The sequence below is a fragment of the Streptomyces sp. MGP-P1 genome (genome assembly GCF_057766565.1).
Map to the genome: position 1 here is coordinate 320,526 of NZ_JBYMEM010000007.1, position 20,244 is coordinate 340,769.

The 20,244-nt window shown below is 70.7% G+C and carries 19 protein-coding genes and 1 tRNA gene; 11 read left to right on the plus strand and 9 right to left on the minus strand.

The window, feature by feature from the left end:
• Positions 1–19 precede the first annotated feature (19 nt).
• The 5 genes from AC3CH1_RS23095 to AC3CH1_RS23115 all read left to right on the plus strand — a co-directional run bounded on the left by AC3CH1_RS23095 (position 20) and on the right by AC3CH1_RS23115 (position 7,089).
• Positions 20–2,362 carry a xanthine dehydrogenase family protein molybdopterin-binding subunit gene (locus tag AC3CH1_RS23095; protein ID WP_488464673.1) on the plus strand — a complete coding sequence of 781 codons (2,343 nt, stop codon included), beginning with the start codon at positions 20–22 and terminating at the stop codon, positions 2,360–2,362.
• A 112-nt stretch (positions 2,363–2,474) separates the two neighbouring features.
• Positions 2,475–2,897, plus strand: coding sequence for a hypothetical protein (locus tag AC3CH1_RS23100; protein ID WP_488464674.1), 423 nt, complete (start codon positions 2,475–2,477; stop codon positions 2,895–2,897).
• Positions 2,898–2,916: 19 nt separating this feature from the next.
• The gene (locus AC3CH1_RS23105; protein ID WP_488464675.1) at positions 2,917–5,262 is read left to right on the plus strand and encodes a hypothetical protein; all 2,346 of its coding nucleotides are present in this window, start codon (positions 2,917–2,919) and stop codon (positions 5,260–5,262) included.
• A 28-nt stretch (positions 5,263–5,290) separates the two neighbouring features.
• On the plus strand, positions 5,291–5,968 hold the full coding sequence (locus tag AC3CH1_RS23110) for a hypothetical protein (protein ID WP_488464676.1): 678 nt from the start codon (positions 5,291–5,293) through the stop codon (positions 5,966–5,968).
• A gap of 335 nt (positions 5,969–6,303) precedes the next feature.
• Entirely contained in the window at positions 6,304–7,089 is a 786-nt protein-coding gene (locus tag AC3CH1_RS23115; protein WP_488464677.1) for a hypothetical protein, read from the plus strand.
• Between the two features lie 53 nt (positions 7,090–7,142).
• On the opposite strand, the gene AC3CH1_RS23120 is transcribed toward AC3CH1_RS23115, so the two are convergent.
• Positions 7,143–7,217, minus strand: a tRNA-Cys gene (locus AC3CH1_RS23120).
• A gap of 226 nt (positions 7,218–7,443) precedes the next feature.
• Between AC3CH1_RS23120 and AC3CH1_RS23125 the strand changes: the two genes are divergently transcribed.
• The 6 genes from AC3CH1_RS23125 (at position 7,444) to AC3CH1_RS23150 (ending at position 13,621) form a co-directional block, all read left to right on the plus strand.
• Positions 7,444–8,949 (plus strand): MFS transporter, encoded by a 1,506-nt coding sequence (locus AC3CH1_RS23125; RefSeq protein WP_488464678.1) that lies wholly within the window; start codon positions 7,444–7,446, stop codon positions 8,947–8,949.
• A gap of 39 nt (positions 8,950–8,988) precedes the next feature.
• Positions 8,989–9,189 carry a CopG family transcriptional regulator gene (locus tag AC3CH1_RS23130; protein WP_488464679.1) on the plus strand — a complete coding sequence of 67 codons (201 nt, stop codon included), beginning with the start codon at positions 8,989–8,991 and terminating at the stop codon, positions 9,187–9,189.
• Positions 9,186–9,575, plus strand: a complete 390-nt coding sequence (locus AC3CH1_RS23135) for a type II toxin-antitoxin system death-on-curing family toxin (RefSeq protein ID WP_488464680.1) — start codon at positions 9,186–9,188, stop codon at positions 9,573–9,575. Before AC3CH1_RS23130 ends, AC3CH1_RS23135 begins: the two co-directional genes overlap by 4 nt.
• A 158-nt stretch (positions 9,576–9,733) precedes the next feature.
• Positions 9,734–11,518: a DEAD/DEAH box helicase gene (locus tag AC3CH1_RS23140; protein ID WP_488464681.1), complete on the plus strand. Its 1,785-nt coding sequence runs from the start codon at positions 9,734–9,736 to the stop codon at positions 11,516–11,518.
• Between the two features lie 494 nt (positions 11,519–12,012).
• Complete coding sequence (locus tag AC3CH1_RS23145; protein ID WP_018958460.1) at positions 12,013–12,657, plus strand: IclR family transcriptional regulator; 645 nt, start codon at positions 12,013–12,015, stop codon at positions 12,655–12,657.
• A gap of 175 nt (positions 12,658–12,832) precedes the next feature.
• A complete protein-coding gene (locus AC3CH1_RS23150) occupies positions 12,833–13,621 on the plus strand; it encodes a S16 family serine protease (RefSeq protein ID WP_488464682.1) in 789 nt (262 codons plus the stop codon).
• Here AC3CH1_RS23150 and AC3CH1_RS23155 read toward each other — a convergent pair.
• The 8 genes from AC3CH1_RS23155 to AC3CH1_RS23190 form a co-directional block, all read right to left on the minus strand.
• Positions 13,581–14,897 (minus strand): MFS transporter, encoded by a 1,317-nt coding sequence (locus tag AC3CH1_RS23155; RefSeq protein ID WP_488464683.1) that lies wholly within the window; start codon positions 14,895–14,897, stop codon positions 13,581–13,583. The two genes, AC3CH1_RS23150 and AC3CH1_RS23155, sit on opposite strands and share 41 nt — an antisense overlap.
• 25 nt (positions 14,898–14,922) lie before the next feature.
• Positions 14,923–15,117, minus strand: a complete 195-nt coding sequence (locus tag AC3CH1_RS23160; protein ID WP_488464684.1) for a hypothetical protein — start codon at positions 15,115–15,117, stop codon at positions 14,923–14,925.
• Positions 15,118–15,160: 43 nt separating this feature from the next.
• Positions 15,161–15,775, minus strand: a complete 615-nt coding sequence (locus AC3CH1_RS23165; protein WP_488464685.1) for an ArsR/SmtB family transcription factor — start codon at positions 15,773–15,775, stop codon at positions 15,161–15,163.
• Between the two features lie 76 nt (positions 15,776–15,851).
• On the minus strand, positions 15,852–16,844 hold the full coding sequence (locus AC3CH1_RS23170; protein ID WP_488464686.1) for a glycine betaine ABC transporter substrate-binding protein: 993 nt from the start codon (positions 16,842–16,844) through the stop codon (positions 15,852–15,854).
• Complete coding sequence (locus AC3CH1_RS23175; RefSeq protein ID WP_488464687.1) at positions 16,841–17,710, minus strand: ABC transporter permease; 870 nt, start codon at positions 17,708–17,710, stop codon at positions 16,841–16,843. The genes AC3CH1_RS23170 and AC3CH1_RS23175 overlap by 4 nt, the downstream gene beginning before the upstream one ends.
• A complete protein-coding gene (locus AC3CH1_RS23180) occupies positions 17,707–18,975 on the minus strand; it encodes an ABC transporter ATP-binding protein (RefSeq protein ID WP_488464688.1) in 1,269 nt (422 codons plus the stop codon). The genes AC3CH1_RS23175 and AC3CH1_RS23180 overlap by 4 nt, the downstream gene beginning before the upstream one ends.
• Complete coding sequence (locus AC3CH1_RS23185) at positions 18,968–19,615, minus strand: ABC transporter permease (RefSeq protein WP_361880044.1); 648 nt, start codon at positions 19,613–19,615, stop codon at positions 18,968–18,970. Before AC3CH1_RS23185 ends, AC3CH1_RS23180 begins: the two co-directional genes overlap by 8 nt.
• 41 nt (positions 19,616–19,656) lie before the next feature.
• A complete protein-coding gene (locus AC3CH1_RS23190) occupies positions 19,657–20,130 on the minus strand; it encodes an Lrp/AsnC family transcriptional regulator (protein WP_003968841.1) in 474 nt (157 codons plus the stop codon).
• Positions 20,131–20,244 lie beyond the last annotated feature (114 nt).

The window sequence follows — 20,244 nt, forward strand, 5'->3', positions numbered from 1 at the left end:
TGATCGACAAGGAGGCGGCGTGAGCAGCGACGCGGCCAACGCGACCAGCACCAGCCTGCCCAGGATCGACGCGCTGAGCGGCGGACCCGGCGGCGGACCGGACCAGGAGCTCCCGCAGATGGGCCTGGGGGCGTCGCTCCCCGCCGCCGACGCCCGCGCGAAGACCGAGGGCACCTTCCCGTACGCGGCGGACCTCTGGGCCGAGGGCCTGCTGTGGGCGGCCGTGCTGCGCTCCCCGCACCCGCACGCGCGGATCCTGTCCATCGACACCTCGGGCGCCGAGGAGATGCCCGGGGTGCGCGCGGTCGTCACGCACGAGGACGTGCCGGGGGACAGCAACTACGGCCGCCACGTCGTGGACCGCCCGGTGTTCGCGTCCGACCTGGTCCGCCACCACGGCGAGCCGATCGCCGCCGTCGCCGCCGACCACCCGGACACCGCACGGCTGGCCGCCGCCGCCATCGCCGTACGGTACGAGGTGCTGGAGCCGGTCACGGACCCGGAGAAGGCGTTCGCGGCGGAACCCCTGCACCCGGACGGCAACCTGATCCGCCACATCCCGCTGCGCTACGGCGACGCGGAGGCGACGGGCGAGGTCGTCGTCGAGGGCCTCTACCGCATCGGCCGCCAGGACCCGGCCCCGATCGGTGCGGAGGCCGCCCTCGCCGTGCCCCGCCCGGACGGCGGCGTGGAGATCTACACCGCCTCCACCGACCCGCACACCGACCGCGACCTGATCGCCGCTTGCTTCGGCCTGGAACCGGACCGGGTCAAGGTCGTCGTGACCGGGGTGCCGGGCGCGACCGGCGACCGCGAGGACCCGGGCTTCCAGATCCCCCTCGGGCTCCTCGCGCTGCGCACCGGCTGCCCGGTGAAGCTCGCCGCGAGCCGCGAGGAGTCCTTCCTCGGCCACACCCACCGCCACCCCACGCTCCTGCGCTACCGCCACCACGCGGACGCGGAGGGCCGCCTGGTCAAGGTGGAGGCCCAGATCCTCCTGGACGCGGGCGCGTACGCCGACGCCTCCTCCGAATCCCTGGCGGCCGCCGTGGCCTTCGCCTGCGGCCCGTACGTCGTCCCGCACGCCTTCATCGAGGGCTGGGCGGTCCGGACGAACAACCCGCCGTCGGGCCATGTGCGCGGCGAGGGCGCGATGCAGGTCTGCGCGGCGTACGAGGGCCAGATGGACAAGCTGGCCGCCAAGCTGGGCATCGACCCGGCCGAACTGCGCCTGCGCAACACGCTCTCCACGGGTGACATCCTGCCCACGGGCCAGACGGTGACCTGCCCGGCCCCGGTGGCCGAACTGCTCCAGGCCGTACGCGACTTCCCCCTCCCCTCCCTCCCCAAGGACGCCCCGGAGGACGACTGGCTGCTGCCTGGCGGTCCCGAGGGCGCGGGGGAGCCCGGGGCGGTGCGCCGGGGCGTGGGCTACGGCCTGGGCATGGTCCACATGCTGGGGGCCGAGGGCAAGGACGAGGTCTCGACGGCCACGGTCCGGGTCCACGACGGCGTGGCCACGGTGATCTGCGCGGCCGTGGAGACGGGCCAGGGCTTCACCACGCTGGCCCGCCAGATCGTCCAGGAGACCCTGGGCATCGAGGAGGTCCACGTGGCCGCCGTCGACACCGACCAGCCCCCGGCGGGCCCGGCGACGCACGGTCGCCACACCTGGGTGTCGGGCGGGGCGGTGGAGCGCGCGGCGAAGATGGTCCGCACCCAGCTCCTCCAGCCGCTGGCCCACAAGTTCGGCATGTCCACGGAGCTGCTCCAGATCGCCGACGGCAAGATCACCTCGTACGACGGGGTGCTGTCCACGACGGTCACCGAGGAGCTGGACGGCAAGGAGCTCTGGGCCACCGCCCAGTGCCGCCCCCACCCCACGGAACCGCTGGACGAGTCCGGCCAGGGCGACGCGTTCGTGGGCCTGGCGTTCTGCGCGGTACGGGCGGTGGTCGACGTCGACATCGAACTCGGCTCGGTCCGCGTGGTCGAGATGGCGGTCGCCCAGGACGTCGGCCGCGTCCTGAACCCCGCCCAGCTGGCGATCCGCATCGAGGCGGGCATCACCCAGGGCATCGGCGCGGCCCTCACGGAGAACCTCCGCACCGCCCGCGGCCTCATCCGCCACCCCGACCTGACCGGCTACGCGCTCCCGACCTCGCTGGACGCCCCGGACATCCGCATCGTGAAACTGGTCGAGGAGCGCGACGTGGTGGCCCCCTTCGGCGCGAAGCCGGCCTCGGCCGTCCCGGTCGTCACGGCCCCCGCGGCGGTCGCATCGGCAGTCCGCTCGGCGACGGGCCGGCCGGTGAACCGCCTGCCGATCAGGCCGCAGGCGGCGGTGGCGACGCCCAAGTGAAGCAGTCTTCACCCTTCGCTCACCCTGGGTGGAGATGAACTCGATACGGTAAGCAGGCAGGCGGCCGCATTCCTCCGACGAAGCGGTCTACGCAAGCGGACTTGGGGAATTCGTGACGTTCGAGAAGGAATGGGCCGAACTGCGCGCGGCGGCGGCAGAGCGAAGCGCCATGCAGCTCAACAGCGCTCCGGCCGCGGGGGGCGGTGGCGCGTCCGATCTGGTGGTGAACCGGGACGATCTCGGCGCTATCGGAAATGACGCCTACGAGCTCAGGACGAAGCTTTCGAAGGACGGTGACCACGCCCGTCCCGCCACTTTCGACGCGGCGATCGCGCTCACCAACGGCAACTTCGCGAGCGGTTCGGCGGTGCTCAAGGTGCACGACTTCTGGCAGACCCATCTCAGGACCCTGCTGGATTCTTGCGCGCACATTTCGAACCACCTGGACTACACCAAGGCCCAGCACGCCAAGGACGAGGTGAAGATCGGTGGGGATCTGACGTCGATCTCCATACTCTCGGAATACATGAAGTAGGGCTCGGGGGAGCACGCGCATGCTGAATTACGAAGACATCATCGAAGCCCCGCTGGGAAAGCTGAAGGCCGCGGCCGACGACTGGTCGGAAATGGCGGCCAAGCTGGACAAGCTCGCCACCCAGGCCTCCGACGGGATGAAGGCGAAGGCGAGCAAGGCGAGCTGGGAGGGTCTCAACGCCGTGGTCACCAGGGAATTCATAGGCAAGACCGCCAAGGAGTTCACGGACGCCGCCGCCGAGGCCAAGGGCGTCAAGACGCTGCTGGAAGAGGGCTACACGGCCTTCAAGAAGGCCAAGGACGACCTGGTCGGCATCCGGGACAACGAAGGGCCGGCGGCCGGCATCCGGGTGGACGGGAGGGGCAGGGTGACGGCGCGTTCCCCGATCTCCGAGGACAACACGGCGCGTCACGACCCCGACTTCAGCAAATACCTTCAGCAGGAGAGGGAGAACATCGAGTCGTGGCAGAAGAGGATCGACCTCATCGTCGACAACTGCAACGACACCGATGTGACCTTCAAGAACTCCCTTGAGGCCAACGTCACCGACCGCAAGGACTTCAGCGCCCCGAAGTACACGAAGTTCGACCAGGAGGAGGCGGGCCGGGCCGCCGCCCTGGCCGCAAAGGGCCGCGACCTCACCCACACCGAACTTCAGTCGCTGAACGAGCTGCTGCGCGACAACGGAAAGTCGCCTGAGTTCGCGAAGAACTTCTACGAGAAGCTCGGCCCGGAGAAGTCCCTCGCCTTCTTCGGCCAGCTCTCCACGGACACGCACGACTACGCCAAGGTCGACAAGACCCGCTTGGCGGACGTACAGGAACTCCAGCGCAACCTGGGCCTGAACCTGGCCACCGCCTCCCACGACAAGGCGTTCTCGACGGAGTGGGGGCCGGAGCTCCGCAAGCTGGGGACGCAGCAGATCCCGCTCTCCAAGTACGACAACAGCGGCGGCCCGTACGGCTACCAGCTGCTCGGCGGCATCATGCGGTACGGGAACTACGACGCGAAGTTCCTCAACCCGATCGCCGAGCACGTGGCGCAGCTGCACCAGCAGGATCCCTACCGCTTCGCCGGCAACAAGCAGGTGAACGGCTTCCTGGAGAACCCGTACAACCCCTCGGGGAAGAACGGCTCCGGCTACGACCCGACCACGGCCATGCTGGAGGCGCTGGGGAACAGCCCGGACGCGGCGAAGAAGTTCTTCACCGACGAACCGACGGCCTACAACGAGGACGGCACGGTCAAGCACGGTGCCACGGCCGACCTCGGGAAGAAGGACGACGTAGCGATCGGCAACTACCTCGACTTCTTCGGCAACGAGAAGTGGGAGTCGTTCCCGGACTCCAACTCCACCGACCCGGACAAGCTGGGGCCCACCCTCCAGCACATGCCGGACGCACTGGGCCACGCCCTGGAGGCGGCGACTCTCGGCTACCCGGCCGGCGACCCGGACGCGAGCGTGAAGCGGGACGCCGACAACGCCGCGGTCATGCAGCAGGTCATGGAGAAGTACGGCGCGGACGCGGGACTCCTCAAGCACCAGGAGGGCCTGGCGGACAGCATGGGCGTCATGGGTGCGGGATACATCGACGACATCAACTGGGCGTTGAACAAGAACGAACCGGGGAGCGTCTTCGCCCCCGGTGAGAACCAGGAGGGACGTCTCGACTTCGCGGACACCGAGGACCGCGACGGGCGCGACATCGCCCGGGGGTTCCTCAGCGCGATCGGCCAGCACCCGGACGCCTACGCGGCTGTCTCCGCAGCGGAAGAGGTCTACACCCGAAGTGTGCTGGAAGCGCAGGTAGGCCCGGACGGAAAGATCGACCAGGGCGCGGTGCGGGCGGCTGTGCATACGGGATCCGAGGTACAGGGCATGCTCGACCAGTCCCGGGGGGACCAGGTCGAGGCGGAGAACCTGAAGAAGCACGAGGAGTACGAGAAGGCGGTCGCCAAGCGGGCGGGCTGGGTGGAGTTCGGGGCCGTCGCGGGCGTGGCGGCCGGCGTGGCCTTCCTGCCCGCGACAGCGGCCGTGGGCACGGCCGCAATCCTCATCCCGTTGGCCACCGACACCGCCAGTGGCGCTCTGGAGCAGGTCATCGGGCAGACGGTCGGCGATATCTCCGGCAACTCGGTGGACGAGCACAAGGAGAAGGTCGAGGACCTCACCCGGGAGGAGAAGACCAAGGTCTACTCCGCTGGTGAGCGCTTGGCCGAGGCGCCGATGGAGGAGTTCATGCGCCATCATGGACTGGATCCCGACAGCGTATTCGGGCAGGACCTCAAGGAGTCCATGAGGGTCGGCTATTCCACCGGCAATGACCGCGAGAATCAGCAGGGCAACGACCCGGAGACCGGCTGAGACCGGTGGCGGGCGAGGACGCAGAAGGATGCAGATGGTGATCAGCCGTAGGGCTGTAAGCGATGGATTCGTCGCCGTGGTCGTGGCCGGTTCGCTGGCTCTCGGAGTGGTCGGCTGTAGTGGAGGGGACGGTGCCGCGAAGCAGGATGACCAGGCTGTGGAGGGCACGCGACTCTGCGGCGGCACCGCCATATCCGCCGACGCGGCGGAAGGGCTGAAGGTGATCACGGGGTCCACGCGGTTCGAGGCGCCGGCCGAGGGGTCCACCGTCGCGCAGGCCGCGGAGTCGTTGAGCGAGGCGTTCGATTCGCCCGGCGCCGATGACGGGGACATCTGCCAGGTGTACGCGATCAACGCCGCTCAGAGCGATCGGCTGGAGGTCACCTGGGAACTGGTAGGGAGCCCGCCGAAGGGCGAACCCGCTCCGAAGTTCAGTGTGCTTCCCATGGGGGAGCGGGCCCTGGCCGCTCCGGACGAGGCCGTCGTCCAGTTCGCCTGCCGGAGCGCGAAGCTGCCCGGCTCCCAGCCTGCTCACGTTGACATCGGCGTGGAGCGCTGGTCGCCCGGGGAACCCGAAGGCGACCCGGAGAAGTTGAAGGACGCCTACGCGACCGTGGCCCACTCCGTCTCGCTGGCCATGGCGAAGGAGCTGGGCTGCGAGAACAACGGCGGGCTGGAGGCCCGGCCGTCACTGGACCCCGCCTGACCCGGTGACGCGCGGCCGCGGGCTGCCGCGTTCGGTGGTCGCCCGCAGCCCTGTTCGCTCCTCGGCAGCGGTCGGAGACAGGGGAGCGACAAGCCCCTCCCCGTTGATTGCTGGACGCGGTCCGACGGCCCACGCGCCGATAGCGGCCCCGCACGTGAACCCTCGGCCCCTCCCGGTTCCGTGCGGGGCCCTTCGCGTCCCCTGCCGGAGCGAGAGGCTCTCCGGGGCGACGGGCCCCGGACACTTCCGGACCGGCCCGGATAGTCGGAGAATGCCGCGAAGGACCGAACCCGGCCGAAGGTTCGTACCGTCATCCGACCAGGGAGAGTCAGCACGTGATCACTGAGCCGGAACTGGTGGGCGAACCCGGGCCGGATACGCCCCCGGACGTGGTGAGCGGGTTCGATCCGGGGCAGGGGCTCCCCGCCGGTGGCCGGCGCCGGGCGCGGCGGCTGCTGTGGGCCGCCGCCGGAGCGGTGGTGGCGTCGGCGGTGTGGGCGACGGCGGTCTTCGCGTACGGGATCGGCGACGACGGGAAGCCCGACCCGCGCGGCTACCGCGTGGAGTCCGACTCCTGTGCGGCGGTGGAGCTGAAGGCGCTCGCCAAGGCGGTGGGGGAGCCGGCGGGTGAGCCGTCGACCGAACTGGACGGCATCGAGCACTCCGCCCTCCACCGCATCCGCTGCACCGTCGACTTCACGGTGGCGGCGGTTCGGGCGCCGGACGGCGCTGAGGCCTCGGGCTGGTCCACCGGCTATCAGGCGTCCGTCACGGCCGAGTTGCACCGGGAGACCGACCCGCGCCCCGAGTTCGAGGCGAGCAGCACGCTGACGGAGATCGACGGCACGGGCGTGGACCGGGTGGAGCGCGTACCGGACCTCGGCGACCAGGCCTATCTGCTGATCCTGGAGGACGCGTCCATGCGCGTGCGGGTGGTGGAAGGCGGTTTCGTCGTGACGCTCGCCCTGTCCTCCTGGATGTCTCCTCCGGACATCGACAACGGAACGGACGGTCTGCCGGAGGGTCTGCCGGACGTGATGGACCAACCTGAGATGCTCGCCTACCGGGCCGATCTGATCAGCGATACGCGCGAGGTGATGAAAGCCCTGAAGACCGGCTGACCGGCCGCAGACAGGAGTGGCCGCCCCCTGTCGCGGGGACGGCCACTCGGCGATGGAGACCGTGACCGGATTCGAACCGGTGTAACTCGAGTTGCAGTCGAGCCCCTGAGCCTCTCGGGCACACGGTCGGGTGTGGCGCTGCGGTGCTGTGGTGCGGTGCTCCGTTCCCTTGCTGTCCATGACGCTACGGGTCTCCGCCCGCCGCCTCAAGGCATCCGGCGGGCCCGCAACGCGACTGCCATACGCCGTTCACACCCGGCCCGGCACCGAGGCCCGGGACCTACGACCAAGGGCCGAGTGCGGTGCCGCACATGGACAGGGTTCAAACTGCTCCATGCCCCTTACGCTGAGCCCATGACCGCCCTCGAACCGCGTGACGGCACCGATGCCGCACGCCTCGCGCCGCCCGCGACCGACGATCACTCCTCGGACCCGCTGTCCGACATCCCCCGCGCGGCCGTCGAAGGGGTCCTCGGGCGCACCTACCGGGCGCTCAGCATCGGCATCGTCTCCGTGGTGTTCCTCATCGCGTTCGAGGCCACGGCGGTCGGCACGGCCATGCCGGTCGCCGCGCGCGAGCTGAACGGGATCCCTCTCTACGCCTTCGCCTTCTCCGCGTACTTCACCACCAGCCTGTTCGCCATGGTCCTCTCCGGGCAGTGGGCCGACCGGCGCGGGCCGCTCCAGCCGCTCGCCACCGGGATCACCGCCTTCGGCGTCGGCCTGCTGCTCTCCGGGGCGGCCACCAGCATGTGGGTCTTCATCGCGGGCCGGGCGGTCCAGGGGCTCGGCGGCGGGCTGGTGATCGTCGCCCTGTACGTGGTCATCGGGCGGGCCTACCCCGAGCGCATCCGGCCCGCGATCCTGGCGGCCTTCGCCGCGAGCTGGGTGATCCCCTCCGTCGTCGGGCCGCTCGCCTCCGGGACGGTGACCGAGCACCTCGGCTGGCGCTGGGTCTTCGTCGGCATACCGGCCCTCATCGTGATCCCGCTCGTCCTGGCCCTCCCGGCGATCCGGCGGACGGCCTCCGGGCCCGCGGACCCGGCCGCCGCCACGGAGCCGTACGACCGCCGCCGGATCCGGCTCGCCCTGGGGATCTCGGCCGGGGCGGGGCTGCTCCAGTACGCGGGGCAGGAGCTGAACTGGCTCGCCCTCCTGCCGGCCGCCCTCGGCACCGCCCTGCTGGTGCCCGCCGTACGCGGACTGCTGCCCACCGGGACCGTACGGGCGGGGCGCGGGCTGCCCTCGGTGGTCCTGCTGCGCGGGGTCGCCGCCGGGTCGTTCATCGCCGCCGAGTCCTTCGTACCGCTGATGCTGGTCACCCAGCGCGGACTGTCCCCGACGATGGCCGGGCTCTCGCTGGCCGTGGGCGGGGCGACCTGGGCCCTCGGCTCGTTCGTACAGTCCCGGCCGCGCATGGAGCCCCACCGCGAGCGGCTGATGGTCAGCGGCATGGTGCTGGTCGCCGCCTCGATCGCGGTGGCGCCCTCCGTGCTGATCGAGGGGGTCCCGGTCTGGACCGTCGCCGTCGCCTGGGCCTTCGGCTGCTTCGGGATGGGCATGGTGATCGCCTCCACCAGCGTGCTGCTGCTGAAGCTGTCGGCCCCGGAGGAGGCGGGCTCCAACTCCGCCGCCCTCCAGATCTCCGACGGGCTCTCCAACGTGCTGCTCCTGGCCGGCGGCGGCGCGGCCTTCGCCGCGCTCGGCGGCGGGGCGGTGGGCGCGGCCGCGCACGGGGCGGTGGAGGCCGGAGCCGCCGGCTCGCACCCGGGCGCGTTCGCCGCCGTGTTCCTGCCGATGGCGGGGGTGGCGCTGGTGGGGGCGTGGGTGGCGACCCGGGTCGTCGTGCGGGAGAAGTAGCGGTACCGCTCTGGCCCCAGCCGCTGGTACCGTTCTGGTATGGCTATGAACCTGCGTCTCCGTGACGACCAGACCGAAGCCCTCAAGCGGCGTGCCGAGCAGGAGGGCACCAGCATGCACGCCATATTGCTCCAGGCCGTGGACGACTACCTCTCCAGGACCGCGCAACAGGCCATCGTCCGCAAGACGGCCAAGGAGCAGGCGGCCAAGTGGAGCGAGCTGATGGAGCGGCTGAAGTGAGCTGTGTCTATCTGAGCTCCGAGGACATCCTCGTGATCGCCGAGCATGCCTGCGACGACATGCAGATCGTCCTTCGGGACGCCGGACTGCTGGAGTCGGCGGCACACCGCCCCTCCGCCGCCATGTTCGGCGAGGAGGCCTATCCCGATCTGATCGGCAAGGCGGCGGCGCTTCTCCAGTCCCTGGCGGTCAACCACCCTCTTTTCGACGGCAACAAACGGACCGCCTGGCTGTCCTGTGTCACGTTTCTGGCCATGAACGGCGTTGAACTGCGCCCGGACATCGACGCGGCGGAACGACTGGTCATCGATGTCGCCACGGGGGCGACGGACGAGATCAAGGCGATCTCCCAAGGGCTGCGGGACCTGGTCCTCGACGCGATGTGAGCACGGTCTCGTCGGCCCCCGGCACGGCTCGTTCGTGCCGGGTTCCCACCGGGCCCCCGGTAGGGTGGCCCGGTTGTCGTATCGCGGGCCGGGCCGATCAAGGGCCGGGTCCGGTGCGGACAGCGCCCCACGTACCCGAGAGCCCCGAACCGGAGACCGTGACTACTACCACCGCCTCCCACCACCTCTCACCCGCCTTTCCCGGCCGCGCCCCCTGGGGCACCGCCGGCAAGCTGCGAGCCTGGCAGCAGGGCGCCATGGAGAGGTACATCCAGGAGCAGCCGCGCGACTTCCTCGCCGTCGCGACGCCCGGCGCCGGCAAGACCACGTTCGCGCTGACCCTCGCGTCGTGGCTGCTGCACCACCATGTCGTGCAGCAGATCACCGTCGTCGCCCCGACCGAGCACCTCAAGAAGCAATGGGCGGAGGCGGCCGCCCGGGTGGGGATCAAGCTCGACCCCGACTACAGCGCCGGCCCGCTGAGCAAGGAGTACCACGGGGTCGCCGTGACGTACGCCGGGGTCGGCGTACGTCCGATGCTGCACCGCAACCGCTGCGAGCAGCGCAAGACGCTCGTGATCCTCGACGAGATCCACCACGCCGGTGACTCGAAGTCCTGGGGCGAGGCCTGCCAGGAGGCGTTCGACCCGGCGACCCGGCGGCTCGCGCTGACCGGTACGCCGTTCCGTTCGGACACCAACCCGATCCCGTTCGTGGCGTACGAGGAGGGCAACGACGGCATCCGCCGCTCCTCCGCCGACTACACCTACGGCTACGGCAACGCGCTCGCCGACGGCGTCGTCCGCCCGGTCATCTTCCTCAGCTACAGCGGCAACATGCGCTGGCGCACCAAGGCCGGCGACGAGATCGCCGCGCGGCTCGGCGAGCCGATGACCAAGGACGCCATCGGGCAGGCCTGGCGCACCGCGCTGGCGCCCACCGGCGAGTGGATCCCCAACGTGCTCACCGCCGCCGACAAGCGGCTCACCGAGGTCCGCAAGGGCATCCCCGACGCGGGCGGCCTCGTCATCGCGACCGACCAGGAGTCGGCGCGCGCGTACGCCAAGATCCTCAAGAAGGTCACCGGCGAGACGCCGACCGTGGTCCTCTCCGACGAGAAGGCCGCCTCCAAGAAGATCGACCAGTTCAGCGGCGACGAGTCGCGCTGGATGGTGGCGGTCCGCATGGTGTCCGAGGGCGTCGACGTGCCGCGCCTCGCCGTCGGCGTCTACGCGACGACGATCTCCACGCCCCTTTTCTTCGCCCAGGCCGTCGGCCGCTTCGTGCGGTCCCGCAGGCGCGGCGAGACGGCCTCCGTCTTCGTCCCGACCATCCCGATGCTCCTCGACTTCGCCAACGAGATGGAGGTCGAGCGCGATCATGTGCTCGACAAGCCGAAGAAGGGCAGCGACGAGGAGAACCCGTTCTCGGAGGAGGACAAGCTCCTCGCCGACGCGGAGAGACTGGAGGACGAGGAGACCGAGGAACAGCTCCCCTTCGAGGCGCTGGAATCCGACGCCGTCTTCGACCGGGTGCTGTACGACGGCGCCGAGTTCGGCATGCAGGCCCACCCCGGCTCCGAGGAGGAGCAGGACTACCTCGGCATCCCCGGGCTCCTCGAACCCGACCAGGTCCAGCTGCTCCTCCAGAAGCGGCAGACCCGGCAGATCGCGCACAGCCGCCAGAAGCCGGCCGAGGAGGCCGACCTCCTGGAGAAACCGGCCGACGCCCGGCCCGTGGTCACCCACAAGCAGCTGCTGAGCCTGCGCAAGCAGCTCAACACCACGGTCTCCGCCTACACGCACCAGAGCGGCAAGCCCCACGGTGTGATCCACAACGAACTGCGCCGCGTCTGCGGCGGCCCGCCGAGCGCGGAGGCCACGGCGCACCAGATCCAGCAGCGGATCGCGAAGGTCCAGGAATGGGCGACGCGGATGACGTGACCCCGCTGTCGTCCATTTCCCTCGGCCCGTTCGGAGGTTCCCCCTTCGTGCGGGCCGACGGCGTTCCCGGACGTCGCGGCGACGCTCCCGGCTTCCGCGGAGACGTTTCCGGTCGTCGGGTCCGGGAATTTTCTCGGTGACCGTTCACGCACTGTTAACGTTGGTTCACATCCGTGGACAGCTGACCTGCCGGTGTCGTGACACGTGAACGCGCGTAGATGTTCGCTTTCCGGACGCCGCCCCGCTGACCGGCCCTTATGCGCGGGCCGTTCCGGGGCTCCGTGTCCGAAGACCGGATTCTGGACGAGGACTTCCGCTGAGCGGACTGGCTCGCTACTGTCCCCGCCATATGAACGCCCCGTGGCAACGCCGCCGCGGAGCGCAGCCGGTGCCTTGCCAGGCCGGCGGCCTCTCCGTGCGTCGCCGCTGGGACCGGCGTCGCAACCCCGCCGGAGCAGGACCGTCGTCGCTCACCCCGAAGAGGAGAGGGCGTCGTGACAGCGGAGACCTCCCAGACGCTCGACCGAGGACTGCGCGTCCTCAAACTGCTCGCCGACACCGATCACGGCCTGACCGTCACCGAGTTGTCCAACAAGCTCGGTGTCAACCGGACCGTCGTCTACCGATTGCTCGCCACCCTGGAGCAGCACGCCCTGGTCCGCCGTGACCTGGGCGGCCGCGCCCGGGTCGGCCTGGGTGTGCTGCGGCTCGGCCGCCAGGTGCATCCGCTCGTCCGGGAAGCCGCGCTGCCCGCGCTGCGCTCCCTGGCCGAGGACATAGGGGCCACCGCCCATCTCACGCTCGTCGACGGCAGCGACGCCCTCGCGGTCGCCGTCGTCGAGCCCACCTGGACCGACTACCACGTCGCCTACCGGGCCGGCTTCCGGCATCCGCTGGACCGGGGTGCGGCGGGCCGGGCCATCCTGTCCGCCCGGCAGACCACGGAGGCCGGACACCCCGGGTACACCCTCACCCACGGCGAACTCGAGGCCGGGGCCAGCGGGGCGGCCGCGCCCCTGGTCGGGGTCTCGGGCGTGGAGGGCAGCGTCGGTGTCGTCATGCTCGCCGACGCCGTACCGGAACGGGTCGGGCCCCGCGTGCTCGACGCCGCCCGGGAGGTGGCCGACGCGCTGCGGTAGCCCGTGGTGCGGGGAGGTGGCCGACGCGCTGCGGTAGCCCGTGGTGCCGGGAGGTCGCCGACGCGCTGCGGTAGTCCGTACCGGCCGGGGAACGCCCGGTCCGCCTCCGCGGAGACGGCCGGGGCGGCGTACGCCTGGCGCGTTCCGGCCGGAGGGCGGCGGTTAGATTGGGTGCGTGCTCACTCGTCTCACGCGCCCCCGCGTCCTCGCCCTCTGCGCGCTGCCCGTCCTCGCCCTCTTCGGTACGGCGGCCTTCGCTCCGCTGCCGTTCACCCTGGCCCGGCCCGGGCTGACCGCGGACGTGCTCGGCGAGGACGACGGGCGGCCGGTGATCACCATCACCGGCGCGGAGACCCGGCCCACCGACGGGCAGCTGAGGATGACGACGATCCTCGCCACCGGGCCGAAGGCGGACGTCCGTATCGGCGAGGTGATCGACGGCTGGTTCCGGACCGACCGGGCGGTCATGCCGCGCGACTCCGTCTACCCCACCGGTGGCTCCGAGAAGGAGATCGAGAAGCACAACCTCGACGACATGAAGCAGTCGCAGAACGTCGCCGTCGACGCCGCCCTGAACTACCTGGACCGCGAGCCCGGTTCGCTGCGCGTCGGCGTGGACCTCGGCGACATCGGCGGCCCGAGCGCCGGCCTCTTCCTCTCCCTCGGCATCATCGACAAGCTCGACGGCAACGGCTCCGGCGGCGACCTCACCGGCGGCCGCACCATCGCCGGTACGGGGACGATCAGCGCGGACGGCGAGGTCGGCGCGGTCGGCGGCGTGTCGATGAAGGCCCAGGGCGCCCACCGTGACGGGGCGAGCGTCTTCCTCGTACCGAAGGCCGAGTGCGCTCAGGCGGAGGCCGAGGCGCCCGACGGGCTGCGGATCGTGCCCGTCTCCACGCTGAAGGACGCGGTCGGCTCGCTCAAGGCCCTGGAGACCGGTGGGAAGGTGCCGAGCTGCTGACCTGCGGCGGCGCCGGCTGTACGGGTGGCACCGACTGTACGGGCTCCGTCACCGGCGCGTCGTCCAGCGTCCGCCAGGACGGGAACACCAGCGGGCTCAGCGTGGCCAGGAAGTAGACCCCGCCCATCAGCAGCAGCGCCCCCGTCGCGCCCGCGCCCTCCACCAGCAGCCCGGCCGCCAGCCCGCCCAGCGGCATCGCCAACTCGCAGCCCGCCGTCAGCGCCCCCGACACCCGGCTGCGCAGCCGGTCCGGCACCCGCTCGTAGACCACCGTCGTCAGGATCGGGTTCAGCACGCCGCCCGCGATCCCGCCGAGCAGCATCGTCACCGCGAGCGGCAGCGTCGTCCCGGTCACCGCGGCGACCAGGAACCTCGGCGCGCCGCACAGGACGACGCACACCGTGAACACCGTCCGCCGGGAGAACCGGTGCCCCACCGCCCCGTACAACAGGGCCCCCGCCAGACCGCCCGCCCCGAACACCGCGGTGAGCAGCCCGATGGCGGTCGCGCCGCCCAGCTCGGCCTCGGCGTGCACGGGGAGCAGCACGGCGTACCAGCCCTGGTCGGTGCCGTTCATGAACATCACCATGACCACGATCGCCAGCAGCAGCCGGTTGCCCAGCAAGTGGGCGTAGCCCTCGCGGAGTTCGGAGCCGTAGGCGCGCAGCGACACCGGGGCCTCGGCCTTGCGCGGCTCGGCCGCGCGCACTCCCCGCACCCCTGTGGCGATCAGCAGGGCGGACAGCCCGAACGTCGCCGCGTCCAGCAGCAGGACGGTCTCCGCGCCGACGAAGGCGATGAGGACCCCGGCCAGCGCCGCGCCGACCATCCGGGCCCCGCGCGAGACCGCGTCGAAGAGGCTGGCGGCCCGGGGGAGCGTGGTGCCCGCGTGCTCGGCCAGGTCCGGGATCAGTACGTAGCGCGCGGTGTTGCCCGGGGTGTGGGCGAACCCGTTGACCGCCATCAGCGCGCACAGCATCCAGAAGTCGAGGACGTCGGCGAAGTGCAGGAGCGGGATCGTCGCGATGGCCGAGGCGCACACCACGTCGGAGGCGATGGCGACCCGGCGGCGGCCGATCCGGTCGATGACCGGTCCGCCGATCAGTGCGGCGACGACGATCGGCAGGGTGGCGCAGAAGGCGACGAGCCCGGCCCGGCCCGCGCTGCCGGTGGTCTCCAGGACGAACCAGGGGACGCCGATCAGAGTCAGTGAAGTGCCTGCGGTGGAAATGGAGTTGGCCGCGAGCGTGGCGGCGAGCGGGGTGCGGTTCCCCATGGTGCTGTCTCCCCCGACTCGATGGTCACGCCGGATGGAGGGCGGCGGTGCGAGGCGCGGTCGCCTCCCCGCTCCGGGTCGTCAGGCGCAGACCCGCCTCGACCAGGGCCCAGCCGACCCGGATGCGCAGGCTGGTGCGGGGGAGGCGGAACGCCGTGGCCTCTCCCTGGAGTTCGGACGCGCGGGTGGCGTGCAGGAGGTGGTGGACATCGGCATGCATGAGGCGGATCCCTTCGGGGAGTGGGCTGTTGGCGGCGCGACGCTCATTCGGAGGGGCGTGGGAAGGCGTGCAGGTGGGTCCGGACGACGGCCGACCCCTCGGTGTCGTCGGGGACGACGCCCCGGTAGCTCTCCATCAGTTCGTGGACCTTCCGGGACATCTCCAGGGCGAGTTCCGGGGTGAGGCGGAGCGTGAAGTCGCTCATGTCCCAGCTGCGCTGCCACTCCTTTGACCAGTCGTCCACGGTGCCCAGCCAGGTGTTCAGCTCCTGGGCGTGGGACGTGGCCGTCTCATGGAGGAGGAAGTCGATGGCCCCGCGCACCTCCGGGTCGGCGTGCGTCCGGAACTCGGCGCTCTCGACCGTCGAGCCGTCGTGCGCCGCCCGCCACCAGCGTTCGCGTCCCTTGCCCAGCTCCGGGGCGTCCTCGACCATGCCGGACTCGGCCAGTTGGCGCAGGTGGTAGCTGGTCGCGCCGCTGGACTCGGCCAGTCGCTCGCCGAGCCGGGAGGCGGTGGCCGGTCCGAACTCGCGCAGTGCCTTCAGCAGCCGGATCCGGAGGGGGTGCGCGATGGCCCGCAGGGTGCGGGCGTCGACCTGGTGGATCTTCCGGTCGGTGCCGTCGTAGCGGTAGGGGCGGGCGTCCTCGTTCTCTGCCATGGTTCGAAGGTAGAGATGCAAAGGATGCTTTGCAAGGTTTTTTTGCAAGGAACTGTTTGCAGCGATCCTTTGTAACTCACCCCTCCTCGATGAACCCCTCCGCCACCAGCCAGTCCTTCGCCACCTCGTGCGGGTCCTCGCCCTCCACGTCCACCTTGGCGTTCAGCGTCTGCGCGACCTCGGTCGTCAGCTTCTTCGCCAGCGGGTCCAGCAGCTCCGCGATCACCGGGTACTTCTCGAAGGTCGCCTCGTGGATGACCGGGGAGGCGTTGTAGTTGGGGAAGAAGTTCTTGTCGTCCTCCAGGACGTCCAGGTCCATCGCCTTGATGCGCCCGTCGGTGGTGAACACCTCGCCCAGCAGGCAGGAGTCGGACTCGGAGACCTGGGTGTAGATGATCCCGGCGTCCATCTTCCGGATGTTGCCCGCCGGGATGCTCATCCCGTACTTCTTCTCCATGCCGGGCAGCCCGTCGTCGCGGGAGGCGAACTCGTTCTCCACGCAGATCGTCACCGCGCCCGGGTCCTTCCTCGCCAGGGCCGCCACGTCCGAGAGGGTCTCCAGCCGGTACCGGGCGTTGTTCTTCTTGCTGATGGCGAGCGCGTACGTGTTGTCGAGCGGCGCCGGCGGCAGCCAGACCACCCCGTTGCCCCGGTCCTCGTCCCGCACCGCCTCGTACTGCTTCCTCGGGTCGACGATGGGGTCCGCGTGGCCGAGGAAGGTGATCCAGCCGGTGCCGGTGTAGTCCCACTGGGCGTCGGCGTCGCCGTTGATGATGGCCTCGCGCGCGCTGATCGAACCCGGCAGGTTCGTCCGGTCCAGGACCTCCGCCCCGGCCGCCTTGAACACCAGGCCGGTCATCTGACCCAGGATGATGTTCTCGCTGAAGTTCTTCGACGTCACGGTCAGCGTCGCGCCCCTGAGCGGCTCACCCCGCCCGACCGACCCCGGCGACACGTCGTCCACCATCGGCGAACCGCTCTTGAGCCCGCAGCCGCTTACCGCCACCGCCAGGGCCAGGCCACCGATCGCCACGGCCCCGCGCCGGGGAACGTACGCCGTCCTCCTCATCGCTCCTCCAGCCCGCGCGGCGTCAGCGCCAACTCGGCCAGCGAGGCCAGCCAGTCCACCAGCAGGGCCAGCACCACCGTCAGCACCGAGCCGATGACCAGCACCGGCATCCGCTGCGTCTGGATCCCCGACGTGATCAGGTCGCCCAGTCCGCCGCCCCCGCCGAACGTCGCCAGCGTCGCCGTGCCGACGTTCAGGACGAGTGCCGTACGCACCCCGGCCAGGATCAGCGGGACCGCGAGCGGCAGCTCCACCTTCATCAGGACGCCCCGGCCGGACATCCCCATCCCGCGCGCCGCCTCGATCATGTTCGGCTCGATCGCCCGCAGGCCCGCCACCGTGTTGGAGAGCACCGGCAGCACCGCGTAGATCACGATGCCGATGATCGCGGTCCGCGGGCCGATGCCCAGCCAGATCACCAGCAGCGCCAGCAGACCGATCGCGGGCGTCGCCTGCCCGATGTTGGCCAGCGCGGTGAACGCCGGGGCCGCCCTGCGCAGCCGCCGCCGGGTCAGGGCGATGCCCAGCGGGATCGCGATGATCAGCACCCAGAACGTGGAGATCGCCGTCAGCCGCACGTGCTGCCACCAGCGCAGCTGCACATTGCCGCCGCTCAGCGAGTTCTCCGCGATCGAGTCCAGGTGGGTGTTGGTGATCCAGACGTAGGTGGCGACCAGGACGACCACCAGCACCACCGGCAGGACCACCAGCTTCCGCCAGGTGAACCGGCGCTCCGGCGCGGCCGGGGCGGGGGAGGGGTCGCTCTCCTCGTCGTGGAACGCGTGACCCTTGACGTCGTGTTCGCCCGGCGGCCGGGTGGGGGCGGCCGGGCCCTTGCCGGATCCGGACGGATGGCTGGGACTCATCGGCCGCCGCCACCCCCCTCCAGCTCCTGCTCCGTCCGGTGGCCCCGCAGCTCCTCCAGCTCGTGCTGGTGCTCCATCGCCGTCAGCCGGTCGGCCTCCAGCAGCTCCTGCACGTTGTCCATCAGCGTCTTCATGTCGACGACCCCGATGAACTCGCCCCGCCGCCCGGTCACCGCGACCCGGCCCCCACTGTCGGTGAGGACCGCCTCCAGCGCGTCGTGCAGCGTGGCGTCCCGGGTCACCGTGTCGTGCACCAGCTGCCCGGCCCGCGCCAGCGAACCGCGCGCCCGCATCAGGTCGCCGCGCCGCAGCCACTTGTACGGGCGGTTGCGGCGGTCCAGCATCAGCAGCTCGTTGTGCGGGCCGCTGCGCAGCTTGTTGAAGATCGACTGGAGGGGGTCCTCGACCGTCACCGTCGGGAAGTCCGCGATGCCCACATCCCGTACGCGGGTCAGATTCAGCCGCTTCAGGGCCGCGCCCGCGCCGACGAAGCCGGAGACGAAGTCGTCCGTCGGGTTGGTCAGGATCGCCTCGGGGGTGTCGAACTGCGCGATGTGCGAACGCTCCCGCAGCACCGCGATGCGGTCGCCGAGCTTGATCGCCTCGTCGAAGTCGTGGGTGACGAACACGATCGTCTTGTGCAGTTCGTGCTGGAGCCGGATCAGCTCGTCCTGGAGGTGGTCGCGGGTGATCGGGTCGACCGCCCCGAACGGCTCGTCCATCAGCAGGACGGGAGGGTCGGCGGCCAGCGCCCGCGCCACCCCCACCCGCTGCTGCTGCCCGCCGGAGAGCTGGCGCGGATAGCGTCCGTGGAACTCGCGCGGGTCCAGGCCCACCAGGTCGAGCATCTCCTCCACCCGGTCCTTGACCCGGGACTTGGACCAGCCGACCATCTTCGGGACCAGGGCGATGTTGTCCGCGACCGTCATGTGCGGAAAGAGGCCGGAGGACTGGATCGCGTACCCGATCTTGCGGCGCAGCTTCACCGGGTCGATGTCGGTGACGTCCTCGTCGTCGATCCGGATCCGGCCCGACGTCGGCTCGATCAGCCGGTTGATCATCTTGAGGGTGGTGGACTTCCCGCAGCCGGACGGTCCGACGAAGACCACCGTCTCGCCCGCCCTGATCTCCATCGAGACGTTCTCGACGGCCGGATTCGGGGTGCCCGGGTAGCTCTTGGTGAGGTTCTCCAGCTGGATGGTGGCCCCGGAGGCGGCGGTGGCCCCCTCCTCCGCGACGACGGTGCCGGTCTCGGTCTCAGGCACGGATCCCCCTCGGGATGGTCAGCCGCCCCAGCAGGACGTACGCGGCGTCGAAGAGCAGGGCGAGGACGACGATGCCGAGTGTGCCCGCGAGGACCTGGTTGATCGCGTTGGCGCTGCCCAGCGAGGCGATGCCCCGGAAGATCTCGTTGCCGAGGCCGGGCCCGGAGGCGTACGCGGCGATGGCGGCGATGCCCATCAGCATCTGGGTCGAGACCCGGATCCCGGTCAGGATCGGCGGCCAGGCGAGTGGCAGCTCCACCCGGCACAGCCGGGCCGGCCGCGACATCCCGATGCCCGTCGCCGCGTCGACCAGGGACGGATCGACGCCCCGCAGCCCGACGATGGAGTTCCGGACGATGGGCAGCAGCCCGTACAGCGTCAGGGTGATCACGGTCGGCGCGACGCCGAGGCCGACCAGAGGGATCAGCAGACCGATCGCGGCGAGCGAGGGGATGGTGAGGATCGTGGCCGTGGAGGTGATGGCGAGCGAGCCGCCCCAGCCGCTGCGGTAGCTCACCACGCCGATGACCACGCCCAGCACGGTGGCGATGACCATGCACTGGAAGACCGCGCTGACGTGCTGGAACGCGTCCGTGAGGAGCTGCTGGTGGCGGGTGTTCAGATACTCCCAGAAGCTCACACGGCGCTCCTTCGGATCGGGGGGCCTCCCGAGCGCTTCGCTCAGTCGGTGTCCTCGGCCGCCTGTTCCACCAGCGGGATGATCCGCAGCGGAACCGGGTTCTCCATGACGATCGCCGTGGAGGCCCGGACAATGCCATCAAATCCGACAACCCGGTCGATCACCCGCTGGAGATCGGCGTTGGAACGGGCCACGAGGCGGCAGAACATGTCGCCGTGCCCGGTGGTGGTGTGCAGCTCCAGCACTTCCGGCACCCCGCCCAAGTGGGCGCGCACGTCGGCCCCTTGGCCCTGCTTGATCTCCAGCGTGGCGAACGCGGTGACGGGGTAGCCGAGCGCCGCCGGATCCACGTCGGGGCCGAATCCCCGGATGACGCCGTTCGACTGAAGACGGTCCAGCCGCGCCTGCACGGTCCCGCGCGCCACCCCGAGCCGCCGGGATGCTTCGAGGACGCCGATCCGCGGTTCGCGTGCCAGGAGCACGATGAGCCGCCCGTCCAGATGATCGATCGCCATGAGCCTGCCTCTGATGGTCACCCTGTACAGATAGTCCGGCCATCATGGCGATCCACTGGGCACATTGACCAGCCGATGCGTGAACTATTGCGCACCTTGCGATGTGGGGAGAGC